Origin of the sequence: Nonomuraea sp. NPDC049649 (genome assembly GCF_040675175.1) — a bacterium.
GTDB lineage: Bacteria > Actinomycetota > Actinomycetes > Streptosporangiales > Streptosporangiaceae > Nonomuraea.
On the sequence record NZ_JBFAOH010000004.1, the window covers coordinates 171,108 to 186,018 of the forward strand.

A 14,911-nucleotide genomic window follows, 5' to 3' on the forward strand; every position below is an offset into this window, starting at 1 on the left:
GGGTCCTTTGCGAGTTTCAGCCCGAGACGGGTGATTCGTTGCGCGGATCCGGCAACGTGGTCCCGGGAGGGCTGTCGACCAGCCTCGACAGCACGATCGCGCTCTTCGTACGGACCACGAACGGCTCCGCGGCGATCCGCTCGATCACCCGCTCCACGTGACGCACGTCCGTCGCCCTGATGTGCAGCAGCGCGTCGGCCTCGCCGGTGATCGTGGCCGCGCCCACCACCTCCGGATAGCGCGACACGGCCAGCGCGATGTCGGACGGCTTCGTCTTGCCCTGGCAGAACAGCTCCACGTACGCCTCGGTGGTCCAGCCGAGCGCGGCCGGGGCGACCATGGCGCTGAACCCGGTGATCGCGCCGCTCACGCGCAGCCGGTCGACCCGCCGCTTCACCGCCGACGCGCTCAGGCCGATCCGCTGCCCGATCTCGGCGTACGTCGCCCGCGCGTCCTCGACGAGCGCGGCGATGATGTCACGGTCCAGCCGATCCAGTTCCACGCGCTCTGTATATCGCTTCCGCCGTCTGGCGCGCGACGCGCGAACCCGGGCAAACTAGCCCCCTCAACAGGCGACGGGGAGTTGGCGAGCGATGAGCAGAGGGACGTTCCCTGACGGTTTCGTGTGGGGCGTGTCGACGTCCGCCTACCAGATCGAAGGGGCGCACACGGAGGACGGGCGGGGGCCCTCCATCTGGGACTCCTTCTCCGACGCCCAGGACGCCTGCGACCACTACCACCGCTACCCCGGCGACGTGCGGCTGATGAAGGACCTGGGCCTGGCCGCCTACCGGTTCTCAGTGAGCTGGCCGCGCGTCCTGCCCGAGGGCTCCGGCCGGGTCAACGCGGCCGGGCTCGACTACTACGAACGCCTCGTGGACGAACTGCTGGCCGCCGGCATCACCCCGTACGCCACCCTCTACCACTGGGACCTGCCGCAGGCGCTGGAGGACCGGGGCGGCTGGCCCGAGCGCGACACCGCGCTCCGCTTCGCCGACTACGCCCGGATCGTGCACGAGCGGCTGGGCGACCGGGTGCACACCTGGCTCACCCTGAACGAGCCGTGGGTGGCCGCGTTCCTCGGCTACGGCGCCGGAGTGCACGCGCCCGGACGGCGGTCGGCCGCCGACGCCTTCCGCGCCGCCCACCACATGCTGCTCGGGCACGGGCTGGCCGCCTCCGCGTTACGCTCGGCCGGCGCGGCCAGGGTGGGCGCGGTGCTCAACTTCGCGCCCGTGATGACGCCCGCCCAGGTCGCCGACCCGGCCCGGCCGCTGTCGGAGGAGGACGCCGAGGCGGTCGCCAGGATCGACGAGCTGACGCACGGGCAGTTCCTGGAGCCGATGCTGCGCGGGCGCTACCCCGAACGGCTGCTGAAGGTCGTCGAGTCCGCCGCCGGGCTCGGCCACGTCCGCGACGGCGACCTGGCCGCCATCGCCCAGCCGCTCGACCTGCTCGGCGTCAACTACTACGCGCCCAGCGTGGTGCGCGCCCAGCCGGGCTCGCCCGCCGACCCCGCCTACCCGGGCAGCGACGGCGTCCTGTTCTGCACCGTGCCGACCGCGGTGACCGCGATGGGCTGGCCGATCGTGCCGGGCGCGCTCACCGTGCTGCTGCGCCGCCTGTCCCGCGAGTACCCCGACCAGGAGCTGATGATCACCGAGAACGGGGCCGACTTCGCCGACACCGTGACCGGCGACGGCATCCACGACGTCGACCGGGTCAGCTTCGTCGAGGAACACCTGCGCGCCCTGCTCGCCGCCCTCGACGAGGGCGCCAAGGTCCGCGGCTACCTGCTCTGGTCGCTGCTCGACTGCCACGAATGGGCCGACGGCTACCAGCGCAAGTTCGGCATCGTGCACGTCGACTTCGCCACCCAGCGGCGCCGGCTCAAGGACAGCGCCCTGTGGTACCGCGACGTGGTGCGCCGCAACGGCCTCGGCGACCGGCGCCCCCGGCGGCCCACGCTGGAAACCGTCGCCGCCCGGGCCAAGGTCTCCCGGGCCACCGTCTCCCGCGTCGTCAACGGCGACGCCGCCGTCCGGCCCGAAGTGCGCGAGAGCGTCCTGCGGGCCGTCAAAGAACTGGGCTACGTGCCCAACGCCGCCGCCCGCAGCCTCGCCGCCCGCCGCACCGACACCGTCGCGCTCGTGCTGTCCATCCCGCGGCCCGACGACGCGCTCACCGCCGCCGTCGTCCAGTACGTCCCCAGCGTCCTGGAAGGGGCGGGCAAGCAGATCACGCTCATGCTCGCCGACACCTCCGAAAGCCGCCGCCGCGTCGTCCAGCACGTCGAAGCCCGGCTCGCCGACGGGGTCGTGCTGCTCCCCACCGACGGCGCCGACCCGCTCGCCGAGCGGCTCGCCCGCACCGACGTGCCGCTCGTCCTGCTCGGCCGGCCCGCCATCGCCTCTCTCGTGCCGTACGTGGACGCCGACAACACCGGGGGAGCCGCGGCCGCCACCGAACACCTGCTGCGGCAGGGGCGCCGGCGGATCGGCCTCATCTGCGGCCCCACCCACCTGGTCGCCGTCCAGGACCGGATGGCCGGGCACCGCGACGCCCTCCAGCGCGCCGGCCTCCTCCCGCACGTCGCCTTGGCCGAGGACACCCCCGACTCCGGCGCGTCCGCCCTCACCCGGCTGCTCGCCGACGACCGCCGCCTCGACGCCGTCCTCGCCACCTCCGACCACCTCGCCATCGGCGCCCTCCGCGCCGCCTCCGAAGCGGGCCTCCGCGTCCCGGACGACCTGGCCGTCGTGGGCTTCGGCGACATCGAGGCCGCCGCCTACACCACCCCGCCCCTGACCACCGTCCGCACCCCCGCCACCGACCAGGCCATGGCGCTGGCCCGGCTCCTGCTGTCCCGCTTGGAAGGCCGCCACACCACGCCGGTAGTGCTCCCTTCCAGACTGATAACCCGCGCCAGCGCCTGAACCCACGGCGGTGGTCCCGGCCAATGCGGAGGTTCCGACCAGGGCGGTGGACCCTGCAGAGCGGTGGTCCCGGGTAGAGCGGGCAGGGTGGCGAGCCCGGCCAGGGCGGGGGTTCCTGCAAGGGCGGTGAACCCAGCTTGGGCGGTGGACCCTGCAGAACGGTGGCCCCGGCCGGAGCGGACAGGGCGGCGGTCCCGGCGAGAGTGGGCAAGGCGGTGGCCCCGGCCTCCTCGGCGCTCCCGCGCCAGGGCAGCGGCCCATGCAGGGCTTCCGGCCAGGGTGGCGGTCTGGGCCAGTGCGGTAGTCCCGGCCGGGTGGCGGCCCGAGCCAGGGCGGTGGTCCCGGCCAGGGCGTGGATCCGGGCAGCGGTGGTCTCGGCCAGAAGTGGGCAGCGTCGCCCGGAGGTTTGCTAGGCCGCGCCGGGTCACCGGATCACGCCTGCTGTCGCGTACGGCGGAGATCTCTGCGGGCTGGGCGGCGCGCTGCGTGAGCTGGGCGGCGGCACGCCGAGGGCGGCAGAGCGACGCGCTCGTGGCGTGCTCGTAGGGCGAGGGCTCCTGCGAGCGCGACGAGAATCTCACCGAGTGGCAGGCGCGTTCGAAGGGTGGGAGAGCGGGCTGACCGAGCCGCAGCGCGTGGATGTCTCGGCAGCGGAAGCAGCTGGGGCGGACGGGCGGTGGCTGGGGCGCGCTGTCGTCCCGGGCCTGCGGGGGCTGGTGGTGACGGGCGGCGTCCAGCTCGGCAGTTCCAGGTCTCCGCCGGTGAGCCCGGTGGATGCGGAGTTGTGATGGTCGGGACGGCGGAAGTGCGGGACTGATCGTGGTCGGGTGCTGTGCTCGGCTGTTCTGGGCTGCGTGGTGAGGTGGGCGGGCGTCGGCGGCTGGGGGTGAGGGCGGGAAACGGTTGGGGTGAGGGGAGAAACGGCTGGAAGTGGGGGCGGGAAAAGGGGTGGGGCCCGTCCTGGGGAGGGACGGGCCCCGGGGGTGGGGGAGGTGTTAGTCGGTGGAGAAGGTGAACCAGTTGACGTTCACGAAGTCGGCGGGCTGGCCGCTGCTGAACGTCAGGTAGACGGTGTGGGTGCCGGTGGTGGGGGAGATGTTGGCGGGGATGGTGCGCCAGCTCTGCCAGCCGCCGGTGTTGCCGATGGCGAAGTCGCCGATGGGCGGGGCGGTGGGGCTGCCGAGGCGGACTTGGACGAGGCCGCTGACGCCGCCGCCCGCTCCGGACGCCACGCGGGCCTTGAACTGGCGGGCCGGGGTGGAGCCGAACCGGACATTGTCGTAGCGGAGCCAGTCGCCGTCGCGGATGGCGCCGATGTTCTGGCCGCCGCCGGTGTCGGTGGTGGGCTCGGTGATGGTGCCGGACTGGGCGTCGTAGTCCTCGGCCTGGATGGTGGAGCGGGCGTCGAACCCGTCACCGGGGGGAGGGTCGGTGGGCGGTGGCTCGGTGGGGCCGCCGCCGGAGCCGCTCTGCCAGACCGCCACGTAGTCGACCAGCATCGGCCGGCCGGGCACGGTGGCGGCGGTCGGCGTGCCGAAGCCCGCCACGCCGTTGGGGAAGGCGCCGCCCATGGCCACGTTCAGCAGCAGGAAGTAGCCGGCGTGGCTGGTCATGTTGTTCCACGTGGTGGCGTCGAACTGGGACTGGCTCAGGCTGTGGTAGAGCTGCCCGTCGACGTACCAGCGCAGTTGGTTGGGGCTGGTGCTGCGGTCCCACTCGAAGCGGTAGGTGTGGAAGGAGGACTGGCAGGTCGAGCCGGGGCAGCTGCGGCTGGCGCCCAGGCCCTCGGTCTCGTTGCACGCGCCGCCGGGGTTGACGCCGCAGTGGAGTACGGCCCAGACGGTGTTGAGGCCGTTGACGTTCTCCATGATGTCGAACTCGCCGATGCCCGGCCAGTTCCAGTAGTTGCCCCGGTAGGGGGAGCCGAGCGCCCAGAAGGCGGGCCAGTAGCCGAGCGCGGCCTGGCCGGTGACGTTCGGCATCTGGATGCGGCCCTCGATGCGCAGGACGCGCCCGTCGGCGGGCTTGAAGTCGGCGCGGCGGGTCTCGATGCGGCCGGAGGTCCATTCGCCGCCGGCGCTGCGCAGCGGGGTGATGCGCAGGTTGCCGGAGCCGTCGAGGCTGATGTTGGCGGGGTCGGAGGTGTACCGCTGGATCTCGCCGGTGCCCCAGTTGGCGGGGCCGCCCGGGTAGCCGTGGCCGGTGTCGATGATCCAGTCGCTGGACGAGGGCAGCGAGCCGGAGGGGCCATTGAAGTCGTCGGCCCAGACCAGGGACCAGCCGGACGGGGTGGGCGGGACGGAGGCCGAGGCGCTCGTGGAGGCGTAGACGAACAGACCGCCGGCGGTGGCCAGGGCCACGGCGGCCGCCGCCACCCGGCGGCGCAGCCGGGACGGTAACGATTGCATCTCTGCTCCTGGGGGGAAGGGAGGCCGAGTGAAGAGAGCGCTCTCAGCGGAACGAAAACACATCTGCTTACCCGTTGTCAATATTCCGCATAGCGAGGACAGTGTCGTGCGAACCCGGTATGGTCCGCTATGAGAGAGCGCTCTCCGCGTCCGAGGGTGGCACACCGTACCCCCGCCGACCTCGGACGTCTCCCGCCGCCGCGCCTGGTCTCGCCTCCACCGGGCGGCGTGGAAAAACGCGAGAGGCGGGGCCGAACCACGGCCCCGCCTCTCGCGTGAGAAGGAGGTTCAGGCTTTCTCCGCCTCGCCGGCGGCCTGCTCCATCGCGTCCTCGGGGGACTGCTCCAGGTCCTGCTCGGCGTCGGCGCCCGCCTGGGCCGACGCCTTGTCGAGGCGGACCCAGCTCGTCACGCTCTCGACGGCGAACAGCACGAACAGGTAGGCCGTCAGCACCGCGAGCACCGGCGTGACCAGGTCCAGCGCCGCGCCCGCGCCGACGATGAGCAGCCGCAGCTCCCAGCCGAGGCCGGCGTAGAACACCCAGGCCGGCGGCCAGATGCTCTGACGGGTGCGGTAGACGGTGTCGTAGGTGTGGTAGCCGACCACGTACACCAGCACGAACAGCAGCCACTTCGGCGCGCCCGCGGCGATGCCGACGGCGATGATCACCAGGAACTCGGCGGCCCGCAGCATCGGCGGCGTGAGCCAGTCGAAGCGGCCCAGATGGTCGCGCGGCGCGGTCGGCAGCACCAGCAGCAGCACGATCAGCGCCGGCACCAGCATCATGAAGCCCGGCTCGATCAGGCCGGTCACGGTGACGGCGACGACCGCGAGGAGCGCGGCCAGCGTGGCGGGGACCGGCGGCAGGCCTCTGCCGAGCTTGCCGGCCAGGATGTGGACGAGGGGGCCGTCGTCGCGGTAGGCGAGCAGGCGGGCGGTCTGTATCCGCCGGCGCTCCTCGTCAGGGTCAGGCGTGGGGGTGGTGGCGGCCTGCGGCTGAGTGATCATGCGAGCGACCTCATGAGGCGTCCGGTGAGGGTGTAGACGGCGGCGACGGTGCCCCAGATCACCAGCGTGAGGAAGGTAATGCGGGCGTCGAAGAGCGCAGCGGTGATCGCAATGGCCGCGAACCGCTCGCCGATGGGAAACACGATCATTTTACGCGCCCAGTGGACCGCTCGGTACTTGCCGGCCTTGGTCCACAGCTTGAGCACGCGGCGTACGCCGTTGCTCGACTCGACCTTCCGGCGCTCCAGGGCCTGGCGCAGGTCGCGGTCGTCGGGGGCGTCGAGCGGCAGCGTCGGCAGCTTGGCCGGCGGCTTGCGGCGGGTGGAGATGCCGAAGGAGAAGTCGAGCAGGTGACGGATGGACTGCAGGCCGATGGCGGCCAGCGCGAAGATCCAGATGTCGTCGCCGCCGTTGCCCGCGACGATCCAGCCCACGGCGAGACCGGCGAAGACCACGTACTCCTTGAACCGGTCGAACGTGGCGTCGAGCCACGCTCCCAGCACCCCGAACTTGCGGGCGTAGCGCGCCACCTGGCCGTCGACGCAGTCGAACACGAACGCGAAGTAGATCAGCAGGCCACCGGCGATCATCCACGGCCGCTGACCGGTGGCGAAGCAGGCGGCGGCGGCCACGCCGAGGGCGATCGAGATGAGGGTGACCTGGTTGGGCGTCAGCCCCCGCCGGGCCGCCCAGCGGGCGATGAAGCGCGAGTAGGTGGAGACGAAGAACGTGGTGAAGAAGCCGTCGGCGCCCTTGACCGCGTTGTTGAGCCGGGCGCGGTCCTCGTCTATGCCCGACATCTCGACGGCGGCCTCGTTGGCCTCTTCCTGGGTGGTGACGCGGCGGTAGAACAGGTCGCGGCGGCCGCGGATGCCGACCGAGACGCCCTTGCGCACCAGCCCGAAGGCGATGAGCTGGACCAGGTCGTCGTCCTCGCCGAAGGTGGAGGCCATCGCGGCCAGCTCGCGGCAGGTCTCGGCGAGCACCGGCGCGTTGCGCGCGCTGATGTACATGGGGCCGAGCAGCACGGCGTTGGGCCGGGTCACCTTGTGGGTGGCGGTGCCGACCGAGACGACCCGGGTCTTGCCGATGCGGGTGCGGACGGTCAGGCCCTCCACCCGGTTCATGCCGATCTCGGGCTCCGCCTCGGCGATCGGCACGGACTCGGTGACCTGCTCGTCGTGCGCCTCCGGGGCCTCGTCGGCCTCCTCGGCGTCCTCGTCGGCCTGCTGGCGCGGCTCCTTGGCGACGAGGACCAGCGCACCCCGCTTGGTCTTGTTGATCTGGTAGATCAGCTCGTCGTGGACGACCGAGTTGTCCGGGATGATGAACAGGCTCTCGTTCGCGGTCTCCGCGACCTCCGCCAGCGAGCGCAGCGCCTCGGCCACGTCACCGGTGCCGATGGTGGCGGGCCTCGGGTCCATCGAGAGGACCTGGTCGCGCAGTCGATCTCCCACGGTGGGGGTGCCGGGCAGCGCGGCGAGCCGCAGGCCGGTGGGGGCGGCGGCGCCGGGGCCGGGCGAGGAGCCCAGCAGGACCACGCGTGCCATCAGACGCTCCCGCCGGTGCTCCGGGCCTCAGCCCGCGGAGGGAACGAAGGCGGGAGGCCGTTCACGGCCCGGGCGTGCAGTGACATGCACTTCTCCTTGAGTGGTGTACGCGTATCCGTCCGCCCGCCGGAGCGGCCCTCGGCCGTCTCCCGGAGGTCCCGACCCAGGCGCGGGGTGCCGCCCGAGAGCCGGCGCCGGAGGAGCACGCCGGGGCCGGTCTGCTGTCGTACGTGGAACGTGGCCACCTGGATCACCTCCCTCAGGTGGTGGCTCGGTCTGGTCGCTCAGGCCCGCCAGGCTGCCGGGGCGAGCCCTGGCCTTGGGGCCGGGGAGCGAGTGACGACTCCCTTTCGAGGCGGGGACGGGGGTTTGAACAACGGGCTATGTGGATCAGGCGTCAAAGTCTAGTGACGGTTGTGGAAAGCCGCGTCACACCGCCTCGGGCCGGGCACGAAGTGTCGCCAGTTTGATACGCCCGTAGGATGGCAGGGTGAGTCTCTACCGTGACGAGGGCGTGGTGCTGCGCACTCAGAAGCTCGGCGAGGCCGACCGCATCGTCACCATCCTGACCAAGCGCACCGGCAAGGTCAGGGTCGTCGCCAAGGGCGTGCGCCGCACCACCTCGCGCTTCGGCGCGCGACTGGAGCCGTTCACCCACGTCGACCTGCAGCTCCACACCGGCCGCACGCTCGACGTGGTCACCCAGGCGGAGACGATCAGGCCGTACGGTGAGGCGCTGGCGATCGACTACCCGCGCTACACCGCGGGCTCGGCGATGCTGGAGACCGCCGACCGGCTGGCCCACGGCGAGAAGGAGCCGGCGCTCCGGCAGTTCCTGCTGCTGGTGGGCGGGCTGCGCACGCTCGCCGAGGGCACTCACGAGGCCCGGCTGGTGCTCGACGCCTACTTCCTGCGCTCGCTGGCCGTCGCCGGATACGCGCCCGCGCTGGAGGCGTGCGCCAAGTGCCGCGCCCCCGCGATCCGGGCGTTCGCCATCGTCGCGGGCGGCGTGGTCTGCGGGGCGTGCCGTCCCGCCGGCTCGGCGGTGCCCGCGAGTGAGACGATCGGCCTGATGACGGCGCTGCTGCGGGGCGACTGGGCGACGGCCGACGCCTCCGAGCCGCGCCACCGCAGCGAGTGCAGCGGCCTGGTCGCGGCCTACCTGCAATGGCACCTCGAACACGGGATACGCTCGCTCCGCCACGTAGAAAGGGAGCCCGCGTGAACGTCCGCCCGCCGACACCGCACCCGTCCGGCGCCACCCCGCCGCCGCTGCCGCGCGAGCTGGTGCCCCGTCATGTGGCGATCGTCATGGACGGCAACGGCCGGTGGGCCAAGGCCCGCGGCCTGCCGCGCACCGAGGGGCACAAGGCGGGGGAGGCGTCGCTGTTCGACGTCATCGAGGGCGCCCTGGAGCTGGGCATCCCCTACTTGAGCGCGTACGCGTTCTCGACGGAGAACTGGAAGCGCTCGCCCGACGAGGTGCGCTTCCTCATGGGCTTCAACCGCGACGTGATCCGCCGCCGGCGCGACGAGCTGCACGCGATGGGCGTGCGGGTGCGCTGGGCGGGCCGGCCGGGGCGGCTGTGGAAGAGCGTGATCGACGAGCTGCGTTCCGCCGAGGAGATGACCCGCGGCAACCGCACGCTGACGCTGCAGTTCTGCGTCAACTACGGCGGCCAGGCCGAGATCGTCGACGCGGCGCTCAAGCTGGCCGACGACATCAAGGCGGGCCGGGTGAAGCCGTCCAAGGTCGACGAGAAGGTCTTCGCCCGCTACCTCGACGAGCCCGACATCCCGGAGGTCGACCTGTTCGTCCGTTCGTCGGGCGAGCAGCGCTTCTCCAACTTCCTGCTGTGGCAGTCGGCCTACGCGGAGATGGTCTTCCTCGACCGGCTCTGGCCCGACTTCGACCGGCGCGACCTGTGGGAGGCGTGCGAGATCTACGCCAAGCGCGACAGGCGCTACGGCGGAGCGGTGCCCAACCCGGTCTAGCCGGTCGCCGCGCGGGGAACCTCTTCCCCCATGTGGCGGCTGACCTGGCACCTCGCCCTGATCATCGGGGCCTACTACGTGGTGCCCCTGGGCGAGGACCAGCCCGGCTGGCTGCGGGCGCTGCGCACGGCCGCGGTGCTCGCCGGGATCGCGCTGGTGGCCCGGAGCGTCGCCAGGGAGGTCAGGCGCGACTCGGCCGGCGAGCGGAGCGGGCTGACCACGTTCGGGCTGGCGCTGGTCACCGTGACCGGCGTGGTGCTGTTCGCGCTCGCCGACTACAGCGTGGCCTCGTGGCGGGAGGGGGAGTTCGCCGGGCTGGAGACCAGGACCGACGGGCTCTACTTCGCGGTCTCCACGCTGGCCACGGTCGGGTTCGGCGATGTGCACGCGCAGGGGCAGCTCGCCAGAGGGCTGGTGCTGGCGCAGATGGTTTTCAACCTGGTCGTGGTGGCCAGTGCGGCGGCCCTGCTGGCCCGGCGGTTCCGGGAGGATCAGGCGCGCCGCCGGGCGCGGTAGGCGGCCACGTGCATGCGGTTGCCGCAGGTGCGGCTGTCGCAGTAGACGCGGCTGCGGTTGCGTGACTCGTCCACGAACACGTGCTCGCAGTCGGGCGCCGCGCAGGTGCGCAGCCGCTCCCACTCGCCCTCCACGAGCAGGTGGGCGAGGGCCACGCCGCAGTCGGCGGCGAGGTGTTCGGCCAGCGTGGCGTCCGGGGCGAAGTAGTGGACGTGCAGGGGGTGGCCGTCGTGCTCGGTGAGCCGGGGGGTTATGCGGGTCTTCGCCAGCAGCTCGTTGAGCAGGCGGACCGCGGTCTGCTGGTCGCCCGCGGTGCAGACGCGGTAGAACGCCTCCCGCACCATTCTCACCTGGCCCAGGTCGCGTGCCGTGAGCCCGCCCAGCCCGCTGACTTGCTGTGCCTCGACGAAGGACTGCAGCTCGGCCAGGCTGGAGAGCCGGTCCTCGCCACCTGTCGAGGGGGAGGTGTTGACGAGCTCCACGACGGTGCCCAGGGAATGCCGCATGTCATGGCCAAAAGGCATGTTGACTCCTGTCGGGGCGGACTCTAGCGTTGTCGCAGCGTATCTCTGCCACGGGGGGCCTGGGGTTTCGGATGAGTTCACACCGCCGGATCGTGCTGATCGCGATAGCCGGAGCCTTGATCATCTCGACCTCGGGGCCGCTCGTCCGGATCGCCGACGTGGCGCCCGCCACCTCGGCGATCTTCCGCTGCGCGTACGCGATCCCGCCCATGATCGTGCTGGCCGCGCTGGAACGGCGCAGGCGCGGGCCCTTCCGCGGCAGGCCCCGCACCCTGGCCTGCCTGGCAGGCGTGATGTTCGCGCTCGACCTGCTGTTCTGGCACCACTCGATCGCGTACGTGGGCGCCGGTCTGGCCACCGTGCTGGGCAATCTGCAGGTGTTCATCGTGGCGTTCGCCGCCTGGGCGATCTTCCGGGAGCGGCCGTCGCGCGCCCTGATCATGGCCACGCCGGTCGTGTTCGGCGGGGTGGTGCTGATCTCCGGTGTGTTCGACAGCGCCGCGTACGGCGCCGACCCGATGCTCGGCGTGGCCACCGGCGTCGCGACCTCGCTCGCGTACGCCGCCTTCCTGCTCCTGCTGAAGAGCGCCTCCGACCGGCCGGCGGCGCCCCTCGCGCACGCCACCACGGTGGCCATGCTGTCCATGGTGGCGCTCAGCCCGCTCTTCGGCGGGGCCGACCTCGTGCCGAGCTGGCCCGAGCACGGCTGGCTGCTGGTGCTCGCGCTCGGGCCGCAGGTGCTCGGATGGTCGCTCATCACATACTCGCTGCCGCGTCAGCCCGCCGCGCTGACCGCGCTGTTGCTGCTCGTCCAGCCTATGACGACGGTGGGCCTGGGGGCCCTGCTCGGTGAGCGCCCGTCGCCGCTGCAGCTGGCCGGCTGCGCGGTGGTCGTGCTCGGTGTGCTGTGGGGGTCGCGCAGGGCTCAGCCCGTCTCCGCCGACTTGGTGCAGGACGAGCAGGTGCCGAAGACCTCGACGGTGTGAGTGACGTCGCTGAAGCCGTGCTCGTTGCCGATCGTCTCGGCCCAGCGCTCCACCACCGGGCCCTCCACCTCGACGGTGTGACCGCAGCGGCGGCAGACCAGGTGGTGGTGGTGCTCACCGGTCTCGCACGCGCGGTAGACGGACTCGCCCTCGTCGTTGCGGAGCACGTCGATCTGACCCCGGTCGGCCAGCGTCTGCAACGCCCGGTAGACCGTGGTCAGCCCGATCTTCGCGCCGTGCTGGCGCATCTCCGTGTAGACGTCCTGGGCGCTGCGGAACCCCTCACTCTTACGCAGTATTTCGTGGACGGCTCGTCGCCTGGAAGTCATGTGACCTCCTCGACGCGCATCTTGCCTGCCTCACTCACGTTCGACTCCTGGTATCGGCCTCGCCGTATGAATCTACCGACACCCAGGGAAAGCACGAAGCCGGCCAGCGCGAGCAGGACGATGGCCGCCCCCGGAGGCACCCTGGTGGAGGCGGTCGAGGCGAGCAGCCCGCCCACCGCCGCGACCGTGCCGAACAGCATCGCCAGCAGCATCGTGGTCCGGAACCCGCGAGTGAGCTGCTGGCTGGTCGCCACCGGTATCACCATGAGCGCGCTGACCAGCAGCAGCCCCACCACCCGCATGGCGATCACCACGGTCAGCGCCGCCGTGACCGCGATCAGCATGCTGAGGAAGCGCACCGGCAGCCCGCTGGCTTTGGCGATCTCCTCGTCCTGGCAGAGCACGAACAGCTCCCGGCCGAAGACCGCGACGACCCCGAGCACCAGCACGGCCAGCCCGCCGATGACCCAGATGTCCTCTGTCGTGACGCTGGCGATGGCGCCGAACAGGTAGGAGTTGAGCTTGGCGTTGCTGCCGCCGGGCGCGATGCCCATGAGCATGACGCCGCCCGCGATGCCGCCGTAGAAGAGCAGCGCCAGCGCCACGTCGCCGCTGGTGCGGCCGCGTGCCCTGACCACCTCTATGGCGACGGCCCCGGCGACCGCCACCGCGACCGCGGTGAGCACCGGCGCGGTGCCGGTCAGGAAGCCGAGCGCGACGCCGGTCAGCGCCACGTGGCCGATACCGTCGCCGAGCAGCGCCAGCTTGCGCTGCACGATGAACGTGCCCACGGCCGGCGCGCAGAGCCCCACGAGCAGCGCGGCGACCAGCGCGAGCTGGAAGAACTGCTTGTCGAGCAGGCTCAGGTCGATCATCGCTCTCCTTGCCACCCGAGCAGCGGGCCCGCGGTGGCCTCGGCGTGCGGGTGCACGTGCTCGTGGCCCGGCCTGGCGCACTCGCCCTCCGGCTGCGGCGGCGGCCCGTCGTGGACGATGCGGCCCTCGCGGACCACGACGCCGCGCGTGATGAGCGGCTCCAGCGGGCCGAGCTCGTGCGCGACCAGGACGATGGTCTTGCCGGCCGCCACCAGCCCGGCGAGCGTGTCGGCGAGCAGCCGCTGGGTCTCGGCGTCGACGCCCGCGGTCGGCTCGTCCATGACGTACGTGTCGGGCTCCCCGGCCAGCGCCCGGGCGATGAGCACCCGCTGCTGCTGGCCCCCGGAGAGCGCCTGCGCCGAGTCGCCGGCCCGGTCGGACAGCCCCACCGCGGCCAGGGCGCGGGTCACGGCCTCCCGGTCCTCCGGGCGGAAGCGGCTCAGCCGGCGCCTGCGCGCGACCCGGCCCGAGGCGACGACCTCCCGGACGGTGGCGGGCACCCCGCCGCCGATCGCCAGGCGCTGCGGCACGTAGCCGATGCGCCACCAGTGACGGAACCGCGCGGGCGGCACCCCGTACAGCAGAGTCGAGCCGCCGGACAGCGGCCGCAGCCCGAGCAGCGCCCGCACCAGCGTGGACTTGCCCGAGCCGTTGGTGCCCATGACGGCCACCACCTCGCCTTCGCGGACGGTCAGGTCGACGCCCGCGAGCACGGGCCGCCCGTCGAGCGTGACCCGCCCGCCGGTCATCGCGAAAGCGATCTCGCTCATGTGGTGCATCCCAGCGCCGTCTGCAGTGTCTTCAGATTGTCGCGCATCGCGGAGACGTAATCGCCCTCGGGCGCGCTCTCCAGCGGGTCGAGCACCGCGGTCCGGGCGCCCACCTCGCCGGCCAGCACCTCGGCCACCTTGGGGCTGACCAGCTTCTCGGCGAAGATCGTGGTCACCTTCTCGCGCTTGGCGAGGTCGGCCACCTCGGCCAGCCGGGCGGGCGAGGGCTCGGCCTCCGGATCGAGGGTAATGCCCACCTGCTTGAGCTTGTAACGGTCGGCCAGGTAGCCGAAGGCCGAGTGCGCGGTGATCATCGTCCGCGTCGAGCAGGTGGCCAGGCCCTGGCTGAACTCCTGGTCCAGGGCGGTGAGCGAGGCGGCGGTGGCGGCGGCGCGGTCCTTGAAGTCCTGCGCGTGCGCGGGGTCGGCGGCGGCCAGGCGTTCGCCCAGCGCGGTGGCGACGGTGGCCAGCCGGGACGGGTCGAGCCAGAGGTGCGGGTCGTAGGGGACGCCGTGGTCGTGGCCCTCCTCGCCCTCCTCGTGCGCATGCTCGTCGCCGTGGTCGTGGCCGCCGATCGGGATGGTCTGGACGGCCGTGGCGGCGTCGAACGAGGTGTCGGGCGAGACCGCCTCGTCCACGGCCGGCTGCACGCCCTTGATGTAGACGGTGAGCGCGGCGTCCTCCAGCTGGGCCATCTGGTGGGCGCCCAGCTCCAGGTCGTGCGGTTCGACACCGGGGGTGGTCAGGCTCGTCACCTGGATGTCGGAGCCGCCGACCTGCTCGGTGAGCCACTGCAGCGGATAGAAGGCGGCGACCACCTGAGGGGTGTCCCCGGGGGCTCCGCCGGTTCCGGCGTCGGCGCCGCACGCGGTCGCGGCCAGCAGGGTGGCGCCGGCGAGTGCTCCGGCGATCCGCGTACGGGAATGTCCTGACATCATGTGAGTCAGTATGCCCGGGAATGAAAATGGTTGTCAAAGTCGCCTGGTTGGGATGCCGGACGGCGGCTGGGGGCCA

General features: G+C 72.3%; 14 protein-coding genes. 5 read left to right on the forward strand and 9 right to left on the reverse strand.

Going from position 1 to position 14,911, the window contains the following annotated elements; translation table 11 throughout:
• Positions 1-16: 16 nt before the first annotated feature.
• Positions 17-502, reverse strand: a complete 486-nt coding sequence (locus tag AB0J42_RS07985; RefSeq protein ID WP_364290170.1) for an Lrp/AsnC family transcriptional regulator — start codon at positions 500-502, stop codon at positions 17-19.
• A gap of 91 nt (positions 503-593) precedes the next feature.
• On the opposite strand from AB0J42_RS07985, the gene AB0J42_RS07990 reads away from it, so the two are divergent.
• The gene (locus AB0J42_RS07990) at positions 594-2,936 is read left to right on the forward strand and encodes a GH1 family beta-glucosidase (RefSeq protein ID WP_364290172.1); all 2,343 of its coding nucleotides are present in this window, start codon (positions 594-596) and stop codon (positions 2,934-2,936) included.
• Positions 2,937-3,931: 995 nt separating this feature from the next.
• Here the strand turns inward: AB0J42_RS07990 and AB0J42_RS07995 are convergent.
• From AB0J42_RS07995 to AB0J42_RS08005, 3 genes are all read right to left on the reverse strand, one after another.
• The gene (locus tag AB0J42_RS07995; RefSeq protein WP_364290174.1) at positions 3,932-5,344 is read right to left on the reverse strand and encodes a glycoside hydrolase family 16 protein; all 1,413 of its coding nucleotides are present in this window, start codon (positions 5,342-5,344) and stop codon (positions 3,932-3,934) included.
• A 288-nt stretch (positions 5,345-5,632) separates the two neighbouring features.
• Complete coding sequence (locus AB0J42_RS08000) at positions 5,633-6,352, reverse strand: DUF5941 domain-containing protein (protein ID WP_364290176.1); 720 nt, start codon at positions 6,350-6,352, stop codon at positions 5,633-5,635.
• Positions 6,349-7,902, reverse strand: a complete 1,554-nt coding sequence (locus tag AB0J42_RS08005) for a CDP-alcohol phosphatidyltransferase family protein (RefSeq protein ID WP_364290178.1) — start codon at positions 7,900-7,902, stop codon at positions 6,349-6,351. Before AB0J42_RS08005 ends, AB0J42_RS08000 begins: the two co-directional genes overlap by 4 nt.
• A 490-nt stretch (positions 7,903-8,392) precedes the next feature.
• Here AB0J42_RS08005 and recO point away from each other — a divergent pair, with 490 nt between their 5' ends.
• The 3 genes from recO to AB0J42_RS08020 are packed head-to-tail and all read left to right on the forward strand — an operon-like array spanning position 8,393 to position 10,413.
• Positions 8,393-9,127, forward strand: coding sequence for a DNA repair protein RecO (recO, locus tag AB0J42_RS08010; protein ID WP_364290180.1), 735 nt, complete (start codon positions 8,393-8,395; stop codon positions 9,125-9,127).
• Positions 9,124-9,897: an isoprenyl transferase gene (locus AB0J42_RS08015; protein ID WP_364290182.1), complete on the forward strand. Its 774-nt coding sequence runs from the start codon at positions 9,124-9,126 to the stop codon at positions 9,895-9,897. Before recO ends, AB0J42_RS08015 begins: the two co-directional genes overlap by 4 nt.
• A gap of 30 nt (positions 9,898-9,927) precedes the next feature.
• Complete coding sequence (locus AB0J42_RS08020; RefSeq protein ID WP_364290184.1) at positions 9,928-10,413, forward strand: potassium channel family protein; 486 nt, start codon at positions 9,928-9,930, stop codon at positions 10,411-10,413.
• Here the strand turns inward: AB0J42_RS08020 and AB0J42_RS08025 are convergent.
• Positions 10,389-10,937 carry a CGNR zinc finger domain-containing protein gene (locus AB0J42_RS08025; RefSeq protein ID WP_364290186.1) on the reverse strand — a complete coding sequence of 183 codons (549 nt, stop codon included), beginning with the start codon at positions 10,935-10,937 and terminating at the stop codon, positions 10,389-10,391. The two genes, AB0J42_RS08020 and AB0J42_RS08025, sit on opposite strands and share 25 nt — an antisense overlap.
• Before the next feature lie 71 nt (positions 10,938-11,008).
• On the opposite strand from AB0J42_RS08025, the gene AB0J42_RS08030 reads away from it, so the two are divergent.
• Positions 11,009-11,923 carry a DMT family transporter gene (locus AB0J42_RS08030; protein WP_364290188.1) on the forward strand — a complete coding sequence of 305 codons (915 nt, stop codon included), beginning with the start codon at positions 11,009-11,011 and terminating at the stop codon, positions 11,921-11,923.
• Here AB0J42_RS08030 and AB0J42_RS08035 read toward each other — a convergent pair.
• The 4 genes from AB0J42_RS08035 to AB0J42_RS08050 are packed head-to-tail and all read right to left on the reverse strand — an operon-like array spanning position 11,863 to position 14,835.
• Positions 11,863-12,252, reverse strand: coding sequence for a transcriptional repressor (locus AB0J42_RS08035; protein ID WP_364290190.1), 390 nt, complete (start codon positions 12,250-12,252; stop codon positions 11,863-11,865). The two genes, AB0J42_RS08030 and AB0J42_RS08035, sit on opposite strands and share 61 nt — an antisense overlap.
• Positions 12,249-13,127 (reverse strand): metal ABC transporter permease, encoded by an 879-nt coding sequence (locus AB0J42_RS08040; protein WP_364290192.1) that lies wholly within the window; start codon positions 13,125-13,127, stop codon positions 12,249-12,251. Before AB0J42_RS08040 ends, AB0J42_RS08035 begins: the two co-directional genes overlap by 4 nt.
• Complete coding sequence (locus AB0J42_RS08045) at positions 13,124-13,906, reverse strand: metal ABC transporter ATP-binding protein (protein WP_364290194.1); 783 nt, start codon at positions 13,904-13,906, stop codon at positions 13,124-13,126. Before AB0J42_RS08045 ends, AB0J42_RS08040 begins: the two co-directional genes overlap by 4 nt.
• Complete coding sequence (locus tag AB0J42_RS08050; protein ID WP_364290196.1) at positions 13,894-14,835, reverse strand: metal ABC transporter substrate-binding protein; 942 nt, start codon at positions 14,833-14,835, stop codon at positions 13,894-13,896. Before AB0J42_RS08050 ends, AB0J42_RS08045 begins: the two co-directional genes overlap by 13 nt.
• Positions 14,836-14,911: the final 76 nt, after the last annotated feature.

Excerpts from the sequence above, each read along its gene's own strand:
- AB0J42_RS08035 (WP_364290190.1), bottom strand. The coding sequence starts at position 12,252 with ATGACTTCCAGGCGACGAGCCGTCCACGAAATACTGCGTAAGAGTGAG.
- AB0J42_RS07995 (WP_364290174.1), bottom strand. The coding sequence starts at position 5,344 with ATGCAATCGTTACCGTCCCGGCTGCGCCGCCGGGTGGCGGCGGCCGCC.
- AB0J42_RS08030 (WP_364290188.1), top strand. The coding sequence starts at position 11,009 with ATGAGTTCACACCGCCGGATCGTGCTGATCGCGATAGCCGGAGCCTTG.
- AB0J42_RS08020 (WP_364290184.1), top strand. The coding sequence starts at position 9,928 with ATGTGGCGGCTGACCTGGCACCTCGCCCTGATCATCGGGGCCTACTAC.
- AB0J42_RS08025 (WP_364290186.1), bottom strand. The coding sequence starts at position 10,937 with ATGCCTTTTGGCCATGACATGCGGCATTCCCTGGGCACCGTCGTGGAG.
- AB0J42_RS07990 (WP_364290172.1), top strand. The coding sequence starts at position 594 with ATGAGCAGAGGGACGTTCCCTGACGGTTTCGTGTGGGGCGTGTCGACG.
- AB0J42_RS08040 (WP_364290192.1), bottom strand. The coding sequence starts at position 13,127 with ATGATCGACCTGAGCCTGCTCGACAAGCAGTTCTTCCAGCTCGCGCTG.
- AB0J42_RS08050 (WP_364290196.1), bottom strand. The coding sequence starts at position 14,835 with ATGATGTCAGGACATTCCCGTACGCGGATCGCCGGAGCACTCGCCGGC.
- AB0J42_RS08005 (WP_364290178.1), bottom strand. The coding sequence starts at position 7,902 with ATGGCACGCGTGGTCCTGCTGGGCTCCTCGCCCGGCCCCGGCGCCGCC.
- AB0J42_RS08045 (WP_364290194.1), bottom strand. The coding sequence starts at position 13,906 with ATGCACCACATGAGCGAGATCGCTTTCGCGATGACCGGCGGGCGGGTC.
- AB0J42_RS08000 (WP_364290176.1), bottom strand. The coding sequence starts at position 6,352 with ATGATCACTCAGCCGCAGGCCGCCACCACCCCCACGCCTGACCCTGAC.